This is a genomic window from Clavibacter michiganensis, from assembly GCF_002151125.1.
Lineage (GTDB): Bacteria > Actinomycetota > Actinomycetes > Actinomycetales > Microbacteriaceae > Clavibacter > Clavibacter michiganensis_C.
Window position 1 is genome coordinate 1 of sequence record NZ_MDJZ01000002.1, and the last position, 22,459, is coordinate 22,459.

21 protein-coding genes and 1 pseudogene are annotated in these 22,459 nt (G+C 72.1%); 3 read left to right on the top strand and 19 right to left on the bottom strand.

All coding sequences use genetic code 11. The features are described 5' to 3' along the window. The 6 genes and pseudogenes from BFL37_RS00455 to BFL37_RS00480 all read right to left on the bottom strand — a co-directional run. Positions 1-379: pseudogene (locus tag BFL37_RS00455) on the bottom strand (hypothetical protein); the annotation flags it as partial. Then, complete coding sequence (gene ruvX / locus BFL37_RS00460) at positions 333-818, bottom strand: Holliday junction resolvase RuvX (RefSeq protein WP_086513228.1); 486 nt, start codon at positions 816-818, stop codon at positions 333-335. The pseudogene BFL37_RS00455 and the gene ruvX, both read right to left, overlap by 47 nt. After that, entirely contained in the window at positions 818-3,475 is a 2,658-nt protein-coding gene (alaS, locus tag BFL37_RS00465; protein WP_086513229.1) for an alanine--tRNA ligase, read from the bottom strand. The genes ruvX and alaS overlap by 1 nt, the downstream gene beginning before the upstream one ends. A gap of 5 nt (positions 3,476-3,480) precedes the next feature. Then, the gene (locus BFL37_RS00470; protein ID WP_086513230.1) at positions 3,481-3,702 is read right to left on the bottom strand and encodes a hypothetical protein; all 222 of its coding nucleotides are present in this window, start codon (positions 3,700-3,702) and stop codon (positions 3,481-3,483) included. A 173-nt stretch (positions 3,703-3,875) separates the two neighbouring features. Beyond that, entirely contained in the window at positions 3,876-4,505 is a 630-nt protein-coding gene (gene rpsD, locus BFL37_RS00475; RefSeq protein WP_012038492.1) for a 30S ribosomal protein S4, read from the bottom strand. Positions 4,506-4,754: 249 nt separating this feature from the next. Beyond that, complete coding sequence (locus BFL37_RS00480; RefSeq protein ID WP_086513231.1) at positions 4,755-6,191, bottom strand: replication-associated recombination protein A; 1,437 nt, start codon at positions 6,189-6,191, stop codon at positions 4,755-4,757. 73 nt (positions 6,192-6,264) lie between these two features. Between BFL37_RS00480 and BFL37_RS14540 the strand changes: the two genes are divergently transcribed. The 3 genes from BFL37_RS14540 (at position 6,265) to BFL37_RS00495 (ending at position 8,683) form a co-directional block, all read left to right on the top strand. Then, on the top strand, positions 6,265-6,540 hold the full coding sequence (locus BFL37_RS14540; RefSeq protein ID WP_086513232.1) for a hypothetical protein: 276 nt from the start codon (positions 6,265-6,267) through the stop codon (positions 6,538-6,540). A 209-nt stretch (positions 6,541-6,749) separates the two neighbouring features. Further along, entirely contained in the window at positions 6,750-7,982 is a 1,233-nt protein-coding gene (locus BFL37_RS00490; RefSeq protein WP_086513233.1) for a DUF349 domain-containing protein, read from the top strand. Between the two features lie 92 nt (positions 7,983-8,074). Then, positions 8,075-8,683, top strand: a complete 609-nt coding sequence (locus BFL37_RS00495; RefSeq protein ID WP_086513234.1) for a type IV toxin-antitoxin system AbiEi family antitoxin — start codon at positions 8,075-8,077, stop codon at positions 8,681-8,683. Here the strand turns inward: BFL37_RS00495 and BFL37_RS00500 are convergent. From BFL37_RS00500 to thrS, 13 genes are all read right to left on the bottom strand, one after another. After that, a complete protein-coding gene (locus BFL37_RS00500) occupies positions 8,670-10,919 on the bottom strand; it encodes a RelA/SpoT family protein (RefSeq protein ID WP_086513235.1) in 2,250 nt (749 codons plus the stop codon). The genes BFL37_RS00495 and BFL37_RS00500 overlap by 14 nt on opposite strands. A 212-nt stretch (positions 10,920-11,131) precedes the next feature. After that, the gene (locus BFL37_RS00505; protein ID WP_086513236.1) at positions 11,132-11,491 is read right to left on the bottom strand and encodes a rhodanese-like domain-containing protein; all 360 of its coding nucleotides are present in this window, start codon (positions 11,489-11,491) and stop codon (positions 11,132-11,134) included. Beyond that, the gene (gene secF, locus BFL37_RS00510; RefSeq protein ID WP_086513237.1) at positions 11,488-12,498 is read right to left on the bottom strand and encodes a protein translocase subunit SecF; all 1,011 of its coding nucleotides are present in this window, start codon (positions 12,496-12,498) and stop codon (positions 11,488-11,490) included. The genes BFL37_RS00505 and secF overlap by 4 nt, the downstream gene beginning before the upstream one ends. Beyond that, positions 12,498-14,318 carry a protein translocase subunit SecD gene (secD, locus tag BFL37_RS00515; RefSeq protein ID WP_086513238.1) on the bottom strand — a complete coding sequence of 607 codons (1,821 nt, stop codon included), beginning with the start codon at positions 14,316-14,318 and terminating at the stop codon, positions 12,498-12,500. The genes secF and secD overlap by 1 nt, the downstream gene beginning before the upstream one ends. 129 nt (positions 14,319-14,447) lie before the next feature. Next, a complete protein-coding gene (yajC, locus tag BFL37_RS00520) occupies positions 14,448-14,831 on the bottom strand; it encodes a preprotein translocase subunit YajC (protein ID WP_241533761.1) in 384 nt (127 codons plus the stop codon). Between the two features lie 76 nt (positions 14,832-14,907). Next, complete coding sequence (gene ruvB, locus BFL37_RS00525) at positions 14,908-15,987, bottom strand: Holliday junction branch migration DNA helicase RuvB (protein WP_086513240.1); 1,080 nt, start codon at positions 15,985-15,987, stop codon at positions 14,908-14,910. Next, positions 15,984-16,628: a Holliday junction branch migration protein RuvA gene (ruvA, locus tag BFL37_RS00530; protein WP_086513241.1), complete on the bottom strand. Its 645-nt coding sequence runs from the start codon at positions 16,626-16,628 to the stop codon at positions 15,984-15,986. Before ruvA ends, ruvB begins: the two co-directional genes overlap by 4 nt. 16 nt (positions 16,629-16,644) lie before the next feature. Then, positions 16,645-17,253: a crossover junction endodeoxyribonuclease RuvC gene (gene ruvC / locus BFL37_RS00535; RefSeq protein ID WP_086513242.1), complete on the bottom strand. Its 609-nt coding sequence runs from the start codon at positions 17,251-17,253 to the stop codon at positions 16,645-16,647. 51 nt (positions 17,254-17,304) lie between these two features. Then, positions 17,305-18,072 (bottom strand): YebC/PmpR family DNA-binding transcriptional regulator, encoded by a 768-nt coding sequence (locus BFL37_RS00540; protein WP_086513243.1) that lies wholly within the window; start codon positions 18,070-18,072, stop codon positions 17,305-17,307. Between the two features lie 76 nt (positions 18,073-18,148). After that, positions 18,149-18,778, bottom strand: coding sequence for a pyridoxal 5'-phosphate synthase glutaminase subunit PdxT (gene pdxT, locus BFL37_RS00545; protein ID WP_086513244.1), 630 nt, complete (start codon positions 18,776-18,778; stop codon positions 18,149-18,151). Next, positions 18,768-19,670, bottom strand: a complete 903-nt coding sequence (gene pdxS, locus BFL37_RS00550; RefSeq protein ID WP_086513245.1) for a pyridoxal 5'-phosphate synthase lyase subunit PdxS — start codon at positions 19,668-19,670, stop codon at positions 18,768-18,770. The genes pdxT and pdxS overlap by 11 nt, the downstream gene beginning before the upstream one ends. Before the next feature lie 13 nt (positions 19,671-19,683). Next, positions 19,684-20,268: an HIT family protein gene (locus BFL37_RS00555; RefSeq protein WP_086513246.1), complete on the bottom strand. Its 585-nt coding sequence runs from the start codon at positions 20,266-20,268 to the stop codon at positions 19,684-19,686. Between the two features lie 2 nt (positions 20,269-20,270). Beyond that, on the bottom strand, positions 20,271-22,325 hold the full coding sequence (thrS, locus tag BFL37_RS00560; RefSeq protein WP_086513247.1) for a threonine--tRNA ligase: 2,055 nt from the start codon (positions 22,323-22,325) through the stop codon (positions 20,271-20,273). Between the last annotated feature and the right edge of the window lie 134 nt (positions 22,326-22,459).

The following is a 22,459-nucleotide window of genomic DNA, read 5'->3' on the forward strand; positions in this document are numbered from 1 at the left end:
AGGCGGAGGACGCGTCGCCCGCGGCGGAGGACGCCGAGGTGGCGGCCGCTGCGGCCGCGGGTGCGGCGGCGGCGGGAGCCTCGTCGGACGCCGTCGAGGCGCTGCCGGACTGCGCCTCGGCCGCCTCGCGGAGGGCGCGCAGCTCACGGCGGGTCATGGGCGCGCCGGTGCCGATGCCCGGGGCGTCGCCGCGCGGGGCCTCGTCGGGCGAGCCGGGAGCGGAGGGGCGAGCGGCGGCGTCCTCGGGAGCCGCGGCGGCATCGCCGAACAGGCTCTCGAAGGGGTCGCCGCCCGCGCCCGCGGCCGTCGTGGCGCGTCGGGCGGGATCGGTCTCAGGCGTGTCGGTCAGGATCGACTCGGTTCCTCGGGACGAGAGCACCGGGTGGGGAGCCGGCGGAGCGCTCGGTCTCGAGCGCATGTTGAAGGATTATAACGGCTGCTACCTGGTCGATCACGGGCTTCTGCTTACGGGAGCCTCTGCCCGAGGCGCGCAGCGCCCCCTGCGCGGACACCGTCGAGAGGCGTTCGTCCACCAGCCGCACGGGGATCTCCGTCGCGTCGGCGAGGCGTCGGGCGAACGTCTCCGCGTCATCCGTCGACGCCGTGGCGCGCCCGGAGAGCGCGAGCGGGAGGCCCACGACGAGCTCCGTGCAGTCGACCTCGGCGGCCACCTCGAGGATCCGCCGCACGTCCGCGGAGCCGCCGGCGTCGCGCGGGACGGTCTCGACGGGCGTCGCGATCAGCCCGTGCGGATCCGACCGCGCGAGGCCGATGCGGGCCTTCCCCACATCGACCGCGATCCGGGCGCCGACCCGCATCAGGACGCGAGCGCCTGGCGGACCGCGGCCAGCGCGTCGGCGATGGCCGACACGTCGGACCCGCCGCCCTGCGCGAGGTCGTCCTTGCCGCCGCCGCCGCCGCCGAGCACCGCCGCGGCCGCGCGGGCGAGCTGCCCGGCCTTGGCGCCGGCGTCGCGTGCCGCCTGGTTGGTGGCCACGATGACGGTGGGCTTCCCGCCCGCGTCGCCCGCCAGCGCGACGACCACGGGCTCGGATCCGGCGCGCTCGCGCACGAGCGTCACGAGCTGGCGCACCTCGTCGGCCGAGCGCACGGCGCCGAGCGACTCCTGGATGAGCGTCACGGATCCGACGCGCGACCCCTGCGCGAGCAGCGCGGGCACGCGCTGCTGCAGCGCCTGCGCCTCGAAGTCGGCGATGCGCCGCTCCGCGGCCTTGAGGTTCTGCATGAGGTCGGCGATGCGGTCGGGCAGCTGCTCGCGCGGCGTCTTGAGGCTCGACGTGAGCTGCGACACGATGGCGCGCTCGACGGCGAGGTCCTGGAACGCCTCGCGGCCGACGAGGGACTCGATGCGGCGGTTGGTGGATCCGACGGACGACTCCCCCACCACGTTGATGAGCCCGATCTGGGCGCTGGACGACACGTGCGTGCCCGCGCACAGCTCGCGCGACCACGGGCCGCCGATGTCGACGACGCGCACGGTGTCCCCGTACTTCTCGCCGAACAGCGCCATGGCGCCGAGCTGCTTGGCCTCGTCGATGGGCATCACGCGCGTCACGACCTGCAGGTCGTCCCGCACGGCGCCGTTGGCGATGTCCTCGATCTCGCTGCGCGTCTCGGGGCTCAGCGCCTGGTTCCAGGCGAAGTCGAGGCGCATGTAGCCGGCGCGGTTGTAGGAGCCGGACTGGTGGGCGTCCTGGCCGAGCACCTGACGGAGGGCGGCGTGCACGAGGTGCGTGCCGGAGTGCGCCTGCGTCGCCCCGCGGCGCCAGTCGGCGTCGACGACCGTGGTGGCGGCGTCGCCGACGCCCACCTCGCCCGAGCGCACCTGCACGCGGTGGCTGATGAGGCCCTTCACGGGCTTCTGCACGTCGAGCACCTCGAGGTCGAAGCCCTGACCGACGATGCTGCCGGCGTCGGCCTCCTGGCCGCCGGACTCGGCGTACAGGCTCGTCTCCGGGAGGATGACCTCGGCGATGTCGCCCGCGACCGCGTGGTCGACGCTCTGGCCGCCGACGATCAGGCCGAGGATCGTGGTGCCGGTCTCCAGCTCGTCGTATCCCGTGAAGCGCGTCTCGCCGGCCGCCCGGAACGCGCTGTAGACCGTGAGGTCGGCCAGCGCCGTCTTCTTGCTCTTCGCGTCGGCCTTGGCGCGCGTGCGCTGCTCCAGCATGAGCCGGTCGAAGGCCTCGCGGTCGACCGTGAGGCCGTTCTCCTCCGCCATCTCCAGCGTGAGGTCGATGGGGAAGCCGAACGTGTCGTGCAGGAGGAACGCGGTGTCGCCCGCGATCCGCTCGCCGCCCTGGGCCTTCGTCTCGCCGACGGCCACGTCGAGGATGGTCGTGCCGCCCGACAGCGTGCGCAGGAAGGTCTCCTCCTCCGCGTAGGCGAGGCGGGAGATGCGGTCGAAGTCGTCGGAGACCTCGGGGTAGGCGGCCTTCATCGCGTCGCGCGACGCGGGGAACAGCTCGCCGAAGGTCGCCGCGTCCACGCCCATCAGGCGCATCGCGCGCACCGTGCGGCGCATGAGGCGGCGCAGGATGTAGCCGCGCCCCTCGTTCGACGGCCGCACGCCGTCGGACATGAGCATGAGCGACGAGCGCACGTGGTCGGCGACGATGCGCATGCGCACGTCGTCCTCGTGGTCGGCGCCGTAGCGGCGGCCGGCGAGCTCGGCCGCGCGGTCGAGCACGGGGCGCACCTGGTCGATCTCGTACATGTTCTCGACGCCCTGCTTGAGGAACGCGACGCGCTCGAGGCCCATGCCGGTGTCGATGTTCTTCTTCGGGAGGTCGCCGAGGATCTCGAAGTCGCTCTTGCTCGTGCCGGCGCCCCGCAGGTACTGCATGAAGACGAGGTTCCAGATCTCCACGTACCGGTCGTCGTCGGTGGCGGGTCCGCCGTCGGCGCCGTACGCGGGGCCGCGGTCGAAGAAGATCTCCGAGCAGGGGCCCGCCGGGCCGGGCTGGCCGGTGTGCCAGTAGTTCGTGTCCCGGCCGAGGCCCTGGATCCGCTCGTCCGGGAGGCCCGCGACGCGCTTCCACGCCTGCCGGGCCTCGTCGTCCTCGTGGTACACGGTGACCCAGAGGTCGTCGGGCGAGAAGCCGAGCCCGCCGTCGGCCTCGCTCGTGGTGAGCAGCTCCCACGCGTACGCGATGGCCTGCTCCTTGAAGTAGTCGCCGAAGGAGAAGTTGCCGTTCATCTGGAAGAAGGTGCCGTGGCGCGGGGTCCGGCCGACCTCCTCGATGTCGAGGGTGCGGATGCACTTCTGCACGCTCGTCGCGCGCGGGAACGGGGCGGGCACCACGCCCGTGAGGTACGGCACGAACGGCACCATGCCTGCGACGGTGAACAGCAGCGTCGGGTCGTCGCTCACGAGCGACGCCGACGGCACGACCGTGTGCCCCCGGTCGCCGAAGTACGTGAGCCAGGCGTTGCGGATGTCTGCGGTCTGCATGCGGTCTACTGCTTTCCCAGCTCGGTGATGGTGTCCTCGGCCTCGCCCACGGCGGACCGGAGCTCGGCCTCGCGGCGGCGGTAGCCGTCCTCGACCGCCTCGCCGAAGCGGCGCGCGCGGGCGTCGACGCCCTGGAAGAGGCGGTGCCCGGCCGGCGTGCGGTCGACCACGTGGGCGACGGCGAAGCCGATGACGACCCCCACGACGATGAGGACGAGGTTCTTCATGGTGCTCCCCTTCCGGGAGGTGACGCGACGGGCGGGGCCTTCGGGGCCGAGGGCGATCCTACCGGCCGGGCCCCCGGCCTCCCCGGCCGTGCGGCTCATGCGACGGCCGGAAACGCCGCGAGGCGGGTCGCCCCCGATGGGACGACCCGCCTCGCGGATGTGGTGCGGTCGGGCTAGCGGGCCGCGTAGTACTCGACGACGAGCTGGACCTCGCAGGTCACGGGGACCTCGGCGCGCTTCGGCAGGCGCACGAGACGGGCCTGCAGCTTGTCGAGCTCGACCTCGAGGTACGAGGGGAGCTTCGGCAGCACGTCGGCGTGACCGCCGGCGGCGGCGACCTGGAAGGGCTCGGTGCCCTCGGAGCGCGGCTTGACGTGGATCATCTGGCCGGCCTTCACGCGGAAGGAGGGACGGTCGACGATCTTGCCGTCGACCATGATGTGGCGGTGCACGACGAGCTGGCGGGCCTGCGCCGTGGTGCGCGCGAGGCCGGAGCGGACGACGAGCGCGTCGAGGCGCTGCTCGAGGATCTCGACGAGGTTCTCACCGGTCAGGCCCTGCGTGCGACGCGCCTCCTGGAAGGCGATCTTGAGCTGGGCCTCGCGGATGCCGTACTGGGCGCGCAGACGCTGCTTCTCGCGGAGGCGGACGGCGTAGTCGCTGTCCTGCTTGCGCTTGGACCGGCCGTGCTCGCCCGGCGCGTAGGGGCGCTTCTCGAGGTACTTGGCCGCCTTCGGCGTGAGCGGGATGCCCAGCGCGCGGGAGAGGCGGGTCTTGCTGCGGGTGCGTGACTTGGTGGACACGTTTTCCTTCCAGGGAGAAAGTCTCTGACTACGGATGATGCAGGGCGTCCGCGCACACGCATGGGCGCGCGACGACAAGACACCGCTGATGCGGTTCCTGCGGAAGTAGAGGGATTCGCCACGGGTCGTCCGGCTACAGGACGTGTCCCTTGGATCTGGATGTCGACGCAGCCGCACGCGACACCCCATCTAGGCGACAGCGAGCTTAGCACGCGATCGGCGCGATCCCGGGGGTGCGCCGCGCCGGGATCAACCCCCGCGGACGATGCGCCGCAGCTTCTCGAGCCGAGCCGAGAGGTCCCGCTCGTGCCCGTGCTGCGTCGGCGAGTAGTAGGTGCGTCCGACGAGCTCGTCCGGCAGGTACTGCTGCGTCACGACGCCGATGTCCGCGTCGTGCGGGTAGCGGTAGCCCTTGCCGTGGCCGAGCCGCTTGGCGCCCGGGTAGTGCGCGTCGCGGAGGTGCAGGGGCACGCGGCCGAACGCCCCGCCGCGGACGTCGGCGATGGCCTGGTCGATGCCGAGGTAGGACGCGTTCGACTTGGGCGCGGTCGCGAGGTGCACGACCGCCTGCGCCAGCGGGATCCGCCCCTCCGGCATGCCGATGAGCTGGACGGCGTCGGCCGCCGCGACCGCCACGACGAGCGCCTGCGGGTCCGCGAGGCCGATGTCCTCGGAGGCCGACACGATGATCCGCCGGGCGATGAAGCGCGGGTCCTCCCCCGCCTCGATCATGCGGGCCAGGTAGTGCAGGGCCGCGTCGACGTCGGATCCGCGGATCGACTTGATGAACGCGCTGATGACGTCGTAGTGCTCGTCGCCGTTGCGGTCGTAGCGGAGCAGCGCCCGGTCGACCGCCAGCGCGACCTGCTCGGTGGAGATGGGGATGGGCGCGGGATCCTCGGCGGGGCTGTCCGGGCGGTCCTCGCCGTCGTCCTCGTCACCGTCGTCCTCGGCCTCGTCGGCGGCGGCCTCGCCCTCCGCGGCCGCGCGCGCCCTGCCCGAGGCGTCCGCCTGGGCCGAGACCGCCGCCGCCTCGAGCGCCGTCAGCGCGCGCCGCGCGTCGCCGGACGCCAGCCGGATGATCATCGCCCGCGCGTCGTCCTCGAGCGCGAACCGCCCGCCGAGACCCCGGTCGTCGACGACGGCCCGGTCCACGAGCACGCCCAGGTCGTCGTCGTCGAGCTGCTCCAGCGTGAGCAGGAGGCTGCGCGACAGGAGCGGGGAGATGACGGAGAAGGAGGGGTTCTCCGTGGTGGCGGCGATGAGGATCACCCAGCCGTTCTCGACGCCCGGCAGCAGCGCGTCCTGCTGGGCCTTGGTGAAGCGGTGGATCTCGTCGAGGAAGAGCACGGTCGAGACGCCGAAGAGGTCGCGGTCGCTCAGCGCCTTCTCCATCACCTGGCGCACGTCGCGGACGCCGGCGGTCACCGCCGAGAGCTCGACGAAGCGACGGCTGGAGCCGTGCGCGATCGCCTGGGCGAGCGTCGTCTTGCCCGTGCCGGGAGGACCCCACAGGATGATCGAGACCGAGCCCTGCTCCCCGGCCACGTCCGAGGCGAGGCTCACGAGGGGCGAGCCCGGCGTCAGGAGATGGCGCTGACCCGTCACCTCGTCGAGGCTGCGGGGACGCATCCGGACGGCCAGGGGCGTGGCCCCCGAGCGGAGGCCCGGTCGCGTGTCGGTCATGATCTCGATGGTAGGCGCGACCGGCTATGGTTCCCGTACCGCCGCCTCGGGCGGGACCCATTCGGAGGACGCCGTGGCACCCAGGAACGACCGCGCAGCCCGCGAGGCGCAGGCCCGGCTCCGCCGCTACGCGGCCCGCCAGGAGCTCCACGCCCGTGCCGTCCGACGCCGTCGCCGCGACGACGTGGCCGCGGTCGTCGCCGTGATCCTCGTCGCCGCCCTCGCGATCGGCGCGCAGCTCGCGTACGAGGCGGGACCCGGTGCGCCGGCCCCCGCGCCGTCGCCCACCGCACCCGCGACACCGACCGATCCCGCACCCGCGACACCGGACGTCGCCCCGTCCCCCTGAGCCGGGATCCGGGCGGCCGGTCCCCTTACGGGACCCTCACCGGCCGCAGCTCGTCGCGTCAGGACCGAGCGACCGTGCCCCGGCCTCGGGCATGATCGGAGGGTCAGCCGACGCCCTTCGCGCGACGATCCCGCCCCGGAGGCGTGCTCTAGGCTGGCGTGCACGTCTCCGCACCGGTCCTGCCGGTCCTACGAACAAGGTGAGCATCCGTGGCTGACAACGATCAGACCCCCTGGGGCCGCGTCGACGAGACGGGCACCGTCTTCCTGCGCGAGGGCGACGGCGAACGCGCCGTCGGCCAGTACCCCGACGGGACCCCCGAGGAGGCGCTGGCCTACTTCCAGCGCAAGTTCACCGACCTCGCGGGCCAGGTGACGCTCCTGGAGCAGCGCGCGAAGCGCGGCGCCCCCGCCGCCGACGTGTCGAAGGCGGTCGCGCACCTCATCGGGGCCGTGGAGGGCGCGAACGCCGTCGGCGACCTCGGCGCCCTGAGGAGCCGGCTCGAGGTCCTCGCCGCCACCGTCGGCGAGCTCACCGAGAAGCAGGGCGAGGAGCAGCGGCAGGTCGTGCAGGGCGCCATCGCCGAGCGCACCGCCATCGTCGAGGAGACGGAGCGGCTCGCGAGCCAGGACTTCTCGAAGGTCCAGTGGAAGCAGCTCACCGCCGAGGTCGACGCCCTCTTCGGCCGCTGGCAGCAGCACCAGCAGACGGGTCCGCGCCTGCCGAAGAACGACGCCAACGAGCTCTGGAAGCGGTTCCGCACGGCGCGCTCGACCATCGACACCGAGCGGAAGGCGTTCTTCGCCGAGCTCGACAACGCCCACAAGGACGCCCGCTCGAAGAAGCAGGCCATCGTCGAGCAGGCACGCGCGCTCGAGCCCCAGGGCGTCGGCGGCATCCCCGCCTACCGCCGCCTCCTCGACGAGTGGAAGCTCGCGGGGCGCGCGGGCAAGCGCTACGACGATGCGCTGTGGGCGCAGTTCAAGGCCGCGGGCGATGTGCTCTACGGCGCGAAGGCCGAGGTCGACGCCGCGGACGACGAGGAGCAGCAGGCCAACCTGCAGGCCAAGCTCGCCCTCCTCGACGAGGCCGAGCCGATCCTCCAGATCACGGAGCGCACGGCTGCGCGAGACAAGCTCACCGCGATCCAGCTGCGCTGGGACGCGATCGGCCGCGTGCCGCGCGACAGCGTCAAGACCGTCGAGGACCGGCTCCGGAAGGTCGAGACCCACGTGCGCACGCTGGACGAGGAGTTCTGGCGCAAGAACAACCCCGAGACGAAGGCGCGCTCCGAGGGGCTCGCGTCGCAGCTCGGCGCCGCGATCGACAAGCTGCAGCGCGAGCTCGACGCGGCCAAGGCCGACGGCGACGCGCGGCGCATCACGGACGCCGAGGAGGCCCTCGCGGCCCGCCGCGTCTGGCTGGACGCGCTCGGCTCGTAGACCGGCCCTCCGCAGGCCGACGACGGCCCGGGATCCTCCACAGGATCCCGGGCCGTCGTTCGTCCGGCGGCGCGCGGTGGCATGGTGCGCCCATGTCCCCGCGCCTCGCCCCCGTCCTGTCCGTCCTCGACCTCCCGCTCGCCGAGCTGTGCTCCGCCCGCCTCGACGGCGAGGTGTACGAGGTCGATGCCTGCTACTCCCCCGTCGACGAGCTCGCATCGCCCTGGCTGCGCGCCGCGGCGCTCGCCGCGCAGGTGCCCTCGCGCCTCATCGCCGAGCGGTCGACCGCGGCGTGGGTGCACGGTGCCGTGCGCACGCCGCCGCGCACGCACGAGTACTGCGTCGACAGCGTCGCCCGCTGCCATCCGCCGGCCCTCCGCAACGTCCGCATCCGGGAGGTCGTCCTCGACGAGCGCGACACGGTGGTGCTCGCGGGCCTCCGCGTCACGACGCCGCTGCGGACGCTGTGCGACATCGTGCGCACGGTCGCCGACTTCGGCCCGGGCCACGAAGCCGCGTGCCTCGGCCTGCTGGCGCTGCCCGGTGTCACCACGCCCGCGGCCCGGGAGCATCTCGCCGGCTCGGGCGCGCTGCCCGACAAGCGCCGCGCGCTCACGCGGCTCGATGCGCTGTCCCGCCGCCTCGCACCGGTGGATCACGCGGACGGCGGGCGGGCGGCGGATGCCGTCAGCCGCCGTTGACGCGGTACACGTCGTACACGGCGTCGATGCGGCGCACCGCGTTGAGCACGCGGTCCAGGTGCGTCACGTCCCCCATCTCGAAGACGAAGCGGCTGATCGCCAGCCGGTTGGACGAGGTGGAGACGGACGCCGAGAGGATGTTGACGTGGTGCTCCGACAGCACGCGCGTGACGTCGCTGAGGAGTCCGGACCGATCGAGCGCCTCGACCTGGATGTGCACGAGGAACAGGCTCTTGGACGATGGCGCCCACTCCACCTCGATCATGCGGTCGGGCTCCGCACGCAGCGAGTCGACGTTGTGGCAGCCGGCCTGGTGCACGGAGACCCCCGCGCCGCGGGTCACGAACCCGATGATCTCGTCGCCGGGCACGGGAGTGCAGCACTTGGCGAGCTTCACCAGGATGTCGGGCGCCCCCCGCACGAGCACGCCGGAGTCGCTGTTCCGCGACACCCGGGAGCGCTGCGTGACGGCGAAGACCTCCTCGGCCTCCCCGCCGCTGTCGCCCTGGATGGAGGACAGCACCTTCTCGATCACCGACTGGGTCGAGACGTGGCCCTCGCCGACGGCCGCGTAGAGGGCGGCTACGTCGTCGTACTTCATGCTCTGCGCCACGTCCGAGAACGCGTCCTGGTTCATGAGCTTCTGCAGCGGCAGGTTCTGCTTGCGCATGGCGCGGGCGATCGCGTCCTTGCCCTGCTCGATCGCCTCCTCGCGCCGCTCCTTCGTGAACCACTGCTTGATCTTGTTCCGGGCGCGGGCGCTCTTCACGAACGCCAGCCAGTCCTTGCTCGGGCCGCTGTCGGGGTTCTTCGACGTGAACACCTCGACCACGTCGCCCGTGGTGAGCGGGTTCTCGAGCGGCACGAGCCGCCCGTTCACCTTCGCCCCCATGGTGCGGTGACCCACGTCCGTGTGCACGGCGTACGCGAAGTCCACGGGCGTGCCGCCGGCGGGCAGGCCGATGACCTTCCCGTGCGGCGTGAAGACGTAGACCTCCTTCGCGCCGATCTCGAAGCGCAGCGAGTCGAGGAACTCCCCCGGATCCGCCGTCTCGGACTGCCAGTCGGAGATGTGCGCGAGCCAGGCGAGGTCGGTGTCCCCCTGCGGCGACACCTCCGTCGTGCGCCCGCCGTTCATGCGCTCCTTGTACTTCCAGTGCGCGGCCACGCCGAACTCGGCGCGCTGGTGCATCTCGTGCGTCCGGATCTGGATCTCCACCGGACGGCCCTTCGGCCCGATGACCGTGGTGTGCAGCGACTGGTAGAGGTTGAACTTCGGCGTCGCGATGTAGTCCTTGAAGCGCCCGGGCACCGGCGTCCACCTGGCGTGGATGGCCCCGAGCACGGCGTAGCAGTCGCGCAGCGAGTCGACCAGCACGCGGATCCCGACGAGGTCGTAGATCTCGTCGAACTCGCGTCCGCGCACGACCATCTTCTGGTAGATCGAGTAGTACTGCTTGGGCCGGCCCGCGACCTTGCCGCGGATCTTCGCGGCGCGCAGGTCGTCGTTGACGCTGTCGATGACCTGCTGCACGAACTCCTCCCGCTGCGGCGTGCGCTGCTTCACCAGGTTCTCGATCTCGACGTAGATCTTCGGGTAGAGGACCGCGAACGAGAGGTCCTCGAGCTCCCACTTGATGGTCGAGATGCCGAGGCGGTGCGCGAGCGGCGCGTAGATCTCGAGCGTCTCCTTGGCCTTCCGCTCGGCGGAGGCCGACTCGACGAAGCCCCACGTGCGCGCGTTGTGCAGCCTGTCGGCGAGCTTCACGACGAGCACGCGGATGTCCTTGGACATCGCGACGACCATCTTCCGCACGGTCTCGGCCTGGGCGCTGTCGCCGTACTTCAGCTTGTCGAGCTTCGTGACCCCGTCGACGAGCATCGCGATCTCGTCGCCAAAGTCGTGGCGGAGCATGTCCAGCGTGTACTCGGTGTCCTCGACGGTGTCGTGGAGAAGCGCCGCCGCGAGGGTCTTCGGGCCGATGCCGAGGTCCGCGAGGATCTGCGCCACCGCGACCGGGTGGGTGATGTACGGCTCGCCGCTCTTGCGCTTCTGGCCCTCGTGCGCCCGCTCGGCCACGGCGTACGCCCGCTCGATGAGGCTCATGTCGGCCTTGGGGTGGTGCAGGCGCGCGGTGCGGATGAGCTGCTCGACGGCACCGGCGGGCTGCGCGCGGGAGAAGAGGCGGGGCACCAGTCGCCGGAGGGAAGCCGTGCTCGAGGTCGTCTCCGTCATCGTTCAGCCTCCCAGGCGTGTGCTGGAGACCAAATTATCACCGCGCCCGGGAGCTCCCGACCACGGCGGCCGCGGCGGGACCGGCCGCACCACGGCGACGCGGGCCCGGCGCACGGCCGCCGTGGTCCCGCCGGGACGCCGGTGCGCGCGCGACGCGGGCGACGAGGCCGCGACGGCCCGCTGCCGAGGACAGGCGACGACGCTCCGACGGCTCAGGCGATGCGGCCGGGCTGCCCGTCGTCGGTGACCACGTCGCCGCCCATCTCGGACCACGCGTGCATGCCGCCCGTGATGTTGGAGGCCGCGAACCCGCCGCGCAGGAGCGCCTGCGTGGCGATGGCCGACCGGTGGCCGGACCGGCAGACGACCGCGATGTGCTGGTCCGTCGGGATCTCCCCGGCGCGGGCCTCGAGCTCGCCCATCGGGATGTGGTGGGCGACGGCCGAGTGGCCCGCCTCCCACTCCTCGGGCTCGCGCACGTCGAGGAGCCAGGACTCCCCCGTCGCCGTGCGGGCCTTGGCCGTGGCGGCGTCGAGGTCCTCGGGCACGCCGGCACCCTGCGCGCTGGTCACGACTCCACCGTCACGGCGGCGCGCTCGGCCTGGGCCCGGCTCGCGGCGGACGCCGCCAGGGCGTCGCCGCGCTTCACCTTCGGCTCGCCCTCGCGGAGGTGGGCGTAGAGCGGGGCCGCGATGAAGATCGTCGAGTAGGTGCCGACGATGATGCCGATGAACAGCGACAGCGCGATGTCGCGCAGCGTCCCCGCTCCGAGCACGACGGCCCCGATGAACAGGATCGACCCGACCGGGAGGATGGCGACGATCGACGTGTTGATCGAGCGCACCAGGGTCTGGTTGACCGCGAGGTTGACGGACTGGGCGAAGGTGCGCCGGGACTCCTGCCCGTCCTCCGCGGTGTTCTCGCGGATCTTGTCGAACACCACCACGGTGTCGTAGAGGGAGTACCCGAGGATCGTGAGGAAGCCGATGACGGCAGCCGGCGTGACCTCGAAGCCCGTGATGCCGTAGATCCCGGCGGTCAGGACGAGGTCGTGCAGGAGGGCGACGATCGCCGCGACCGACATCTTCCAGGTGCGGAAGTAGAGCGACATGACCACCGCGGCCAGCGCGAGGAAGACCACGAGGCCCCAGAGCGCCTGGCGGGTGATGTCCTGGCCCCACGACGGGCCGATGAAGGACTCGGTGACGCTCGACGTCTCGACGCCGTAGGCGGTCGCCAGCGCCTGGCGTACCGCGGTGCTGTCGTCGGGCTGCAGCTGGTCGGTCTGGACGCGCACGGCGTCCGACCCGACGGACGAGACGCGCGCCGGCACCGGGGTCACGGTCGCGACGGCGTCGCTCGCGATGTCCTGCGACTGCGACTGCACCCCGCTCACCGTGTACTCGGATCCGCCCGTGAACTCGATGCCGAAGGTGAAGCCGCCGCGGAGCAGCGGACCGAGGATCGAGATGAGGATGCAGACGGCCGCGATGGAGTACCAGAGGCGGCGGCGCCCGACGATGTCGAACGAGCGCTTGCCCGTGTACAGGTCGTTGCCGAACCCGGTGAAGCCAGCCATCAGTCGTCCCTGCTCGTGTCGTCTGCCCGCGGTGCGTCCATCGTCGCGGTCTTCGTGGATCCGGTCGCCTGACCCTGGGCGGCCTTGCGCTCGGCGATGGTCTGCCGACGCGCCGCCTCCTTGGCCGCCGCGGCGCTGCGCCCCGTCGAGGCGGCGGGTTCGCGGAACGTCGCGCGGCCCCGGTACACCGCGCCGAGCGCCCGCGGGTCGAGCCCGCTCATGCGGTGGCCCTCCGCGAAGAAGCGGCGGTTGGCGAGCAGCTGCAGGATCGGGTGCGTGAACAGGGACACGACGATGAGGTCGATGATCGTCGTGAGCCCCAGCGTGAGCGCGAAGCCCTTGACGTTGCCGACGGCCAGGATGAACAGCACCGCGGCCGCGAGGAAGTTGACCGTGTCGGACGCGATGATCGTGCGCAGCGCCCGCTTCCAGCCCTGCTCCACCGAGGAGACGAGGCCGCGTCCGTCGCGGAGCTCGTCCTTGATGCGTTCGAAGTAGACGATGAACGAGTCCGCCGTGATGCCGATGGCCACGATGAGTCCCGCGACCCCGGCGAGCGACAGCCGGTACCCCTCCCGCCAGCTGAGCAGCGTGATGAGGAGGTAGGTGATCACCGCGGCGATCATGAGCGACGCGACGGTGACCATGCCGAGCGCCCGGTACTGCACGAGCGAGTAGAGCACCACGAGCACGAGCCCGATGAGGCCCGCGATCAGGCCGCTGGTCAGCTGCGAGGATCCGAGCGTCGCGGAGATGACGTCCGAGCTCTGGAGGGTGAAGCTGAGCGGCAGGGCGCCGAACTTGAGCTGGTCGGCCAGCGCCTTGGCGCTCTCCTGCGTGAAGTTGCCGGTGATGGAGGGCTTGCCGTTCGTGACGACGCCCTGCGTGACCGGTGCGGAGATGACCTCGTTGTCGAGCACGAACGCGAACTGGTTGCGCGGCGACTCGAGCGTGATGAGGCGGGTCGACATGTCGCCGAACTGCTGGGTGCCGTCGCCGTCGAAGACGAGGTTGACCGACCACGTGCCGGTGCTGACGCCCTGGCTGGACTGCTGCAGGCCGCTCGTGGCGTCGGAGATCGTGCTGCCGTCGACCTCGACCGGGCCGAGGACGTACTTCGCGGCGCCGTCGTCGGAGCAGGCGATGATGGCGCGATCGGCGGGGGCCGACTGGCCGTCGCTCTCGGGGGCGGTCGCGCAGTCGTACGCGGCGAACTCGGCCTGGAGGCGCGGGGTCACCCAGGAGACGTCGCTCGGGCCCGTGGGCTCCGCGGTCGGCTCGTCGGAGAGGGTCGAGGGATCCGGCGCGGCCTCCGCCGCGGGGGTCTCCGCCGCCGGGGTGGACCCGTCGGTCGGCGCCGTGCCGTCGGCCGGCGCCGAACCGTCCGTGGGCGTGGGCGTCGGGGCGACCGAGGAGGTGCCGGCCGCGCCGATGAGCACGGGGCGCAGCTCGAGCTTCGCGGAGGACTGGAGGCGCTGCATGGTCGCCGCGTCCGGCTCGCCCGGCAGGCTCACGACGATGTTGCTGCCGCCCTGCGTGGTGATCTCCGCCTCGGAGACGCCGCTCGCGTCGACGCGCTGGCGGATGATCGACACCGCCTGCGCGAGCTGCTCGCTCGTGGGGCCGGAGGACGCGCCGTCGAGCTGGGGCGCGAGGATGATCTGCGTGCCGCCCTCGAGGTCGAGCGCGAGCTTCGGCGCCCAGGACCCGTTGCTGAACGCGACGCTCGCGGCGTTGCCGCCGGCGAGGAGGCCGATGATGACCAGCAGCCAGATGAGCTTGCGCCTGGCCTTGCGTACCGGTGTGGGCGACTTGGCCACCTGGACACTCGACTTTCTTCGCGGAAGGGCCGGCGGGATCCGCGCGGCGCTCCGGATCGGAGGGGGGAGCGGGTCCGGACGGGGAGCCGTCCGGGCGGGGCGGGCGACCGGTGGCCGCCCGCCGGAGGATCAGGAGCGTGCGGTGGGGGCGTCGCCGTCGTCGAGGCGGCGCGTGGCGTCGCTCGTGCCGGTCTCGTCGACCACGTCGGCCGCCGGAGCGTCGTCCACGAGGACGGAGGCGTCGTCGGCGACCGTCGGCTCGACCACGCGGGCGATCGTCTGGCGGTGGAGCTTCAGCACCGTGCCGGGCGACACCTCGAGGTAGGCGAGGTTGTTCTCCTCGTCGAAGGAGACGAGCGTGCCGTAGATGCCGGACGCGGTCATGACCTCGGCACCGGGGACCATCTGGGTCTGCAGCTCGGCGAGGTCCTTCTGCCGCTTCCGGCTGTTGCGGAACATGAAGAAGATGAGCAGCGCCAGGACGGCGAACATGATCAGGGTGAACGGGTCCATGCGGGACGGGCCTTTCAGGTGCTGGGAGGTGACGGACACGACGAACCGGCGACGTTCCGCGGGAGGCCAGCTTGAATCATAGTTCATCGCCGAAGAGGGCCCCGGCGGCTCCCGCAGGACCCGACGCCCGGGCGGGGGCACCAGGCACGGCGGGCGCCGCGAGGCCGAAGTGCTCCCACGCCGCGGGCGTGGCGACCCGGCCGCGCGGCGTGCGCGTCACGAGCCCGATGCGGACGAGGAACGGCTCGACGACCGACTCGATCGTCTCCGCCTCCTCCCCCACCGACACGGCGAGGGTGTTGAGACCGACGGGTCCGCCGCCGAAGCGCGTGAGGATGCCGCGCATCACGGCGCGGTCGAGGCGGTCGAGGCCGAGCGGATCCACGTCGTAGAGCTCGAGCGCGGCGCGCACCGACTCGAGGCCGGCCTCGGTCCCGTGCACGAGCGCGTAGTCGCGCACCCGGCGCAGCAGGCGGTTGGCGATGCGCGGCGTCCCCCGGCACCGGCCGGCGATCTCCGCCACGGCCTCGTGCTCGATCTCCAGGTGCAGCATGCGGGCGGCCCGCTCGATGACCTGCTCCAGCTCGTGCGTCTCGTAGAACTCGAGGTGCGCGGTGAACCCGAAGCGGTCGCGCAGCGGGCTCGGCAGCATCCCCGAGCGCGTCGTCGCGCCCACCAGGGTGAAGGGCGACAGCTCCAGCGGGATGGAGGTGGCCCCCGCGCCCTTGCCCACCATGATGTCGATGCGGAAGTCCTCCATCGCGAGGTACAGCATCTCCTCGGCGGACCGGGCCATGCGGTGGATCTCGTCGACGAACAGGATCTCGCCCGGCACCAGCGCCGACAGCACGGCCGCCAGGTCGCCCGCGTGCTGGATGGCCGGGCCGCTCGTGAGGCGCAGCGGGCGGCGGCTCTCCTCGGCGACGATCATCGCGAGCGTCGTCTTGCCGAGCCCGGGCGGGCCCGCGAGCAGGATGTGGTCGGGCGAGCGGTTCTGCATGGCGGCGGCGGTGAGCAGCAGCTCCAGCTGACCGCGCACCTTGACCTGGCCGACGAACTCGGAGAGCGAGCGCGGACGGAGCGCGCCCTCGAACGCGAGCTCCGCGTCCGACTCGGGGACGGGGCTGGACGCGTCGCCGTGCTCGAGGCCGGTCACCGGTCGGCCGCCTGGCCGGCCGGGGAGGCGCCGGCGGGCTGCTGCGGACCGAGCATCCCGAGCGCGACGCGGAGCAGGCGCGGCATGTCGGCGGGCAGACCCTGCTCGGCCGCGGCGACGGCGGCGTCGTCGACCGCGGTGCGGGCGACGCGCTCCGACCAGCCGAGGCCGATGAGCGCCGTGACGACGTCGGCCGTGACCGTCGAGGCCGCGGACGCCGTGGAGCGGCTGCGCGGCTGCGTGACGACGAGCTTGCCCGCGAGCTGCAGGACGATGAGCTTGGCCGTCTTCGGGCCGATCCCGGACACGCGGCGGAAGGCGGCGTCGTCCTCTGCGGCGACGGCCTGGGCCATGGCCTCCGGATCCAGGTGCTCCAGCACAGCGAGGGCCGACTTCGGGCCGACGCCCGTGACGCCGCAGAGGAGCTCGAACGCCCGCAGCTCGTCGGGGCCGGGGAAGCCGAAGAGCGTGAGCGAGTCCTCGCGGACGACCAGCGAGGTGAGCACGGTGGCCTCGGATCCGTGCCGCAGGTCGAGCGCGTGCCGCGGCGTCACGGAGACGCCGTAGCCCACCCCGTGCACCTCCAGCAGGAGGGTCTGACCGGAGACGGACAGCACGGTGCCGCGGAGGGAGGAGATCACGCCCCAACCCTACGAGCTAGCGCCGACCCCGCTGCGCACGCTCGGCAGCGAGCCACGCGGCCTGCGCCGCGGTCGGCCCCGTGCCCGCCGCGGGGTCGGCGCCGGCAGTGCGCGCAGCGGGCGCCGGGGTCCCCGCGATGCCGGCGCGGGACATCCCGGCACGCCACCCGGCGCAGATCGCGAGGGCGAGCGCGTCGGAGGCGTCGGCGGGCGTCGGCAGCTCGTCGAGTCCGAGGATGCGCGCGACCATCGTCGCCACCTGCTTCTTGTCGGCCTGGCCGTATCCGGTGACGGCGGCCTTGACCTCGCTCGGCGTGTGCAGCGCGACGTCGAGGCCGCGACGGGCCGCGCCCACGAGCGCGACGCCCGTGATCTGCGCCACGCCCATGACCGTGGACAGGTTGTCCTGCGCGAACACGCGCTCGATGGCGACCACGGACGGTCGGTGCCGATCCACCAGCTCCTCGATGCCGTCGCCGACCGCGAGCAGCCGGTGGTGCAGCTCGGCGGTCGGGCTCGTGCGGACGACCTGCACGTCCACGAGCCGCGCCGAGCGGTCGGCGTAGACGTCCACGACCCCGACGCCGCAGCGCGTCAGGCCGGGGTCGATCCCGAGGATCCGCACGGACGGGCCGCTGCCCGCCGCGCCGCTCCCCCGCGCCCCGGCGATGGGGGCCTACTCCTCGTCTTCGTCGTCCAGCGCCGCCTGCACGTCGGCCGGCACGTCGCTGTTGACGTAGATGTTCTGCACGTCGTCCAGGTCCTCCATGGCGTCGACGAGCTTGTTCACCTTGCGCGCGGTCTCGAGGTCGACCTCGACCTTGACCTGCGGCACGAACTCCACGTCGGCGGAGTCGTAGTCGAGTCCCGCGTCCTGCAGCGCCTGGCGCACGGCGACCATGTCGGACGGCTCGCAGCGGATCTCGAACACCTCGCCGTGGTCGGTGACGTCCTCGGCGCCCGCGTCGAGGACCGCCGCGAGGACGTCGTCCTCGGTCGGCGCGTCGGCGTGCGGCACCGCGATGACGCCCTTGCGGTGGAAGTTGTAGGCGACGCTGCCCGGGTCGGCCATCGTGCCGCCGTTGCGGCCCATCGCCGTGCGGACCTCGGCGGCCGCGCGGTTCTTGTTGTCCGTGAGGCACTCGACGAGCATCGCGACGCCGTTGGCGGCGTAGCCCTCGTACATGATCGTCTGGTAGTCGACGACCTCGCCGAGCAGGCCGGCGCCGCGCTTCACCGCGCGGTCGATGTTGTCGTTCGGGACGCTGGTCTTCTTCGCCTTCTGCACCGCGTCGACGAGGGTCGGGTTGCCGGACATGTCGGCGCCGCCGATCTTGGCCGCGACCTCGATGTTCTTGATCAGCTTCGCGAACGACTTGGCGCGCCGCGAGTCGATGATCGCCTTCTTGTGCTTCGTGGTCGCCCACTTGGAATGTCCGGACACGGGTGGTTCTCCTTACGCGGCGTCTGCTCGCTGTCAATGATGGACCATCGGGGCACGCCGCCGACGACCGGAAAGGTCAGAGGGTGCGGCCCGCGTCCTCGACCATGTCGAGGAAGAGGCGGTGGAACCGGAGGTCGCCCGTGACCTCCGGGTGGAACGAGGTGCCGAGCAGCGCGCCCTGCCGGACGGCGACGACGCGGCCGTCGTCGAGCGAGGCGAGCGCCGACGCGGCCGGGCCGAGCGAGGCGACCACGGGCGCGCGGATGAAGACGGCGTGAACGGGCGCGTCGCCCAGCGCGGGCACGTCGAGGTCCACCTCGAACGAGGCCGACTGCGATCCGAACGCGTTGCGGCGCACGGACACGTCGAGCCCGCCGATGCTCCTCTGGTCGTGGATCGCGTCGACGATCTCGTCCGCCAGCATGATCAGCCCGGCGCACGTCCCGTAGACCGGCAGCCCGTCGTCGATGGCGGCACGCAGGGGCGCGGCCACGCCGAACTGGCGCGAGAGCTTGTCCATCACGGTGGACTCGCCGCCCGGGATCACGAGGCCGTTGAGCCCCGGCAGGTCCTTCGGCTGCCGGACGAGCCGGGTGCGCGCACCGAAGCCCTCGAGGACGCTGACGTGCTCGCGGACGTCCCCCTGCAGGGCGAGGACGCCGACGAGGGGACCGTCGCCGCGCGGAGCCGAGCTGCTACCAGCCACGCTCGGCGAGGCGGTGCGGGGCGGGGACGTCGGCGACGTTGATGCCGACCATGGCCTCGCCCAGTCCACGCGACGCCTCGGCGATGGCATCCGGGTCGTTGAACAGCGCGGTCGCCGTGACGACGGCCTTGGCGCGCGCCACCGGGTTGCCCGACTTGAAGATGCCGGATCCGACGAACACGCCGTCGGCGCCGAGCTGCATCATCATCGCGGCGTCCGCCGGGGTGGCGACGCCCCCGGCGGTGAAGAGGACGACGGGCAGCTGGCCCGTGGTCGCGACCTCGAGCACGAGGTCGTACGGCGCCTGCAGCTCCTTCGCGGCGACGTAGATCTCGTCGTGCGTGAGTGCGCTGAGCGCGCGGATCTCGGACTTGATGGTGCGGATGTGCTTGGTGGCCTCGGAGACGTCGCCCGTGCCGGCCTCGCCCTTGGAACGGATCATCGCCGCGCCCTCGGTGATGCGGCGGAGCGCCTCGCCGAGCGTGGTGGCCCCGCAGACGAAGGGGACGGTGAAGCCCCACTTGTCGATGTGGTTCACGTAGTCGGCGGGGCTCAGCACCTCGGACTCGTCGATGTAGTCGACCTCGAGGGACTGCAGGACCTGCGCCTCGACGAAGTGGCCGATGCGGGCCTTCGCCATGACGGGGATGGAGACCTCGGCCTTGATCTGGTCGATGAGGTCGGGGTCGCTCATGCGCGCGACGCCGCCCTGCGAGCGGATGTCGGCGGGGACGCGCTCGAGCGCCATGACGGCGACCGCTCCCGCGTCCTCCGCGATGCGCGCCTGCTCGGCGTTGACGACGTCCATGATGACGCCGCCCTTGAGCATCTCCGCGAGTCCGCGCTTGACGCGGCTCGAGCCGACCTGTCCGGGGGTGTTGGTGTCAGTCATTGTGGTCCCTATCCTATTCGCCCGCGGGGGCGGGCCAGGCTGCGGCGATGGATGCGCGCACGTCGCCCAGCAGCTGCGGCAGCGCCTTGGTCTTCGCGATGATCGGCAGGAAGTTCGCGTCCTGCCCCCACCTCGGCACGATGTGCTGGTGCAGGTGCTCGGCGATGCCGGCACCGGCCACCTGGCCCTGGTTCATGCCGATGTTGTAGCCGTCGTTCCGCGACACCTCGCGCACGACCCGCATGGCGGTCTGCGTGAGGGATCCGATCTCGGCGACCTCCTCGGGGGTCGCCAGGTCGTACGTCGCGATGTGACGGTACGGGCAGACGAGCAGATGGCCGCTGTTGTAGGGGAAGAGATTGAGCAGGACGTAAGCCCGCTCGCCGCGCGCCACGATGAGCGCGTCCTCGTCCGACATGGACGGCGCGATGCAGAACGGGCACTCGTCGCGGTCGGGCTGCTGGCCCTTCTCGATGTAGACCATGCGGTGCGGGGTCCACAGCCGCTGGAACTCGTCGGGCACGCCCGCGAGGTGGCCCGCGTGGTCGACGCGCACCTCGGCCCGCTCGTCCTCTCCCCCGGGCTCGTGGTCCGACATCGTCAGACGGGCCACGCGGTCACCACCTGCTCGCGGCGCGCGATGGCGCCCGTGATCCGCTCGACGGCCTCGGCGACGGGCACGCCGTTGACCTGGGTGCCGTCGCGGAAGCGGAAGCTCACGGATCCCGCGGCCCGGTCGTCCTCGCCCGCGATGAGCTGGTACGGGACGCGCGCCTTCGTGTGCGTGCGGATCTTCTTGGGCATGCGGTCGTCCGAGGTGTCGAGCTGGACGCGGACGCCCTCGGCGCGGAGCGCGTCGAGCACGCCGCCGAGGTACTCCTCGTAGTCCTCGGCGACGGGGATCCCGACGACCTGCACGGGCGACAGCCACACCGGGAACGCGCCCGCGTAGTGCTCCGTCAGCACGCCGAAGAAGCGCTCGATGGACCCGAACAGCGCGCGGTGGATCATGACCGGCTGCTTGCGCGTGCCGTCGTTGGCCGTGTACTCGAGGCCGAAGCGATCGGGCAGGTTGAAGTCGAGCTGGATGGTGGACATCTGCCACGTGCGCCCGATGGCGTCGCGCGCCTGCACCGAGATCTTGGGGCCGTAGAACGCGGCGCCCGCGGGATCCGGCACGAGCTCCAGGCCCGTGTCGACAGCGACCTGGCGGAGCGTCTCCGTGGCCTCCTCCCAGACCTCGTCGGACCCGACGAACTTCTCCGGGTCCTTCGTGGAGAGCTCGAGGTAGAAGTCGTCGAGGCCGTAGTCGCGCAGCAGCGAGAGCACGAACTCGAGCGTGCCCTTGAGCTCGTCGGCCATGCGCTCGCGGGTCGTGAAGATGTGTGCGTCGTCCTGCGTCATGCCGCGGACGCGGGTGAGGCCGTGGATCACGCCCGACTTCTCGTTGCGGTAGACGGTGCCGAACTCGAACAGGCGCAGCGGCAGCTCGCGGTACGAGCGCTGGCGCGAGCGGTAGATGAGCACGTGCATGGGGCAGTTCATGGGCTTCAGGTAGTAGTCCGCGCCCTGGCGCGTGATCTCGCCCTCGTCGTTCCGCGCCTCGTCGAGGTGCATGGCGGGGAACATGCCGTCCTTGTAGAAGTCGAGGTGGCCGCTCGTCTCGAACAGGTTCGACTTCGTGATGTGCGGCGAGTAGACGAACTCGTAGCCGGCCGTCTCGTGCCGGCGGCGCGAGTAGTCCTCCATCTCGCGGCGGATGATGCCGCCCTTGGGGTGGAAGACCGCGAGGCCGGATCCGATCTCGTCCGGGAAGGAGAAGAGGTCGAGCTCGGCACCGAGGCGACGGTGGTCGCGCTTGAGCGCCTCCTCGATGCGACCCTGGTACGCGCGCAGCTCGTCCTTCGTGGGCCACGCCGTGCCGTAGATGCGCTGCAGCTGCGGGTTCTTCTCGGATCCGCGCCAGTAGGCGGCCGCGACGCGCGACAGCGCCCAGCCGTTGCCGACCATGCGCGTGCTCGGGAGGTGCGGCCCGCGGCAGAGGTCGCGCCAGAAGACCTCGCCGGTCTTGCCGTCGACGTTCTCGTAGACCGTCAGCTCCGCGCCACCGACCTCGACGGACTCGCCGTCCTCGCCGAGCTCCTCGCTGGATCCGCCCTTGAGGCCGATGAGCTCGAGCTTGTAGGGCTCGGCGGCCATCAGCTCGCGGGCCTCCTCCTCGGAGACGACGCGTCGTGTGAAGCGCTGACCCTGGCGGATGATGCGCTCCATGTTCTTGGAGATCGCCTTCAGGTCCTCGGGCGTGAAGGGCTCCGCCACGTCGAAGTCGAAGTAGAAGCCGTCCGTGACGGGCGGCCCGATGCCGAGCTTCGCCTCCGGGTTGATCTGCTGCACGGCCTGGGCCATGACGTGGGCAGCGGAGTGACGCAGGATCGCGAGGCCGTCGGGCGAGTCGATGCGGACGGGCTCGACGACGTCGCCGGGGGCGACCTCGGCCGCGAGGTCCTTCAGCTCGCCGTCGATGCGCATGGCGACGACGGCGCGGTCGGAGAAGAGCGTGAACCCGGTGCCCGCCTCCGTCGCCTCGACCGCCTGCGCGGTCGGCTCCGCGGGCGCGGCCTCGTCGTGGATCTCGGGCTGGGCGGCGTCTACCACTGCGGGCTCCTTGCGGGACGGGGAGGGAACCGATCCAGACTACCGGCGCCCGGGAGCCGCTCCTCGCGGGGAGGCGGCGGGGAGGCGACCGGCCGACGCGAGGGACCGCATCGCGTGACGGAGGCGGCCTCGGG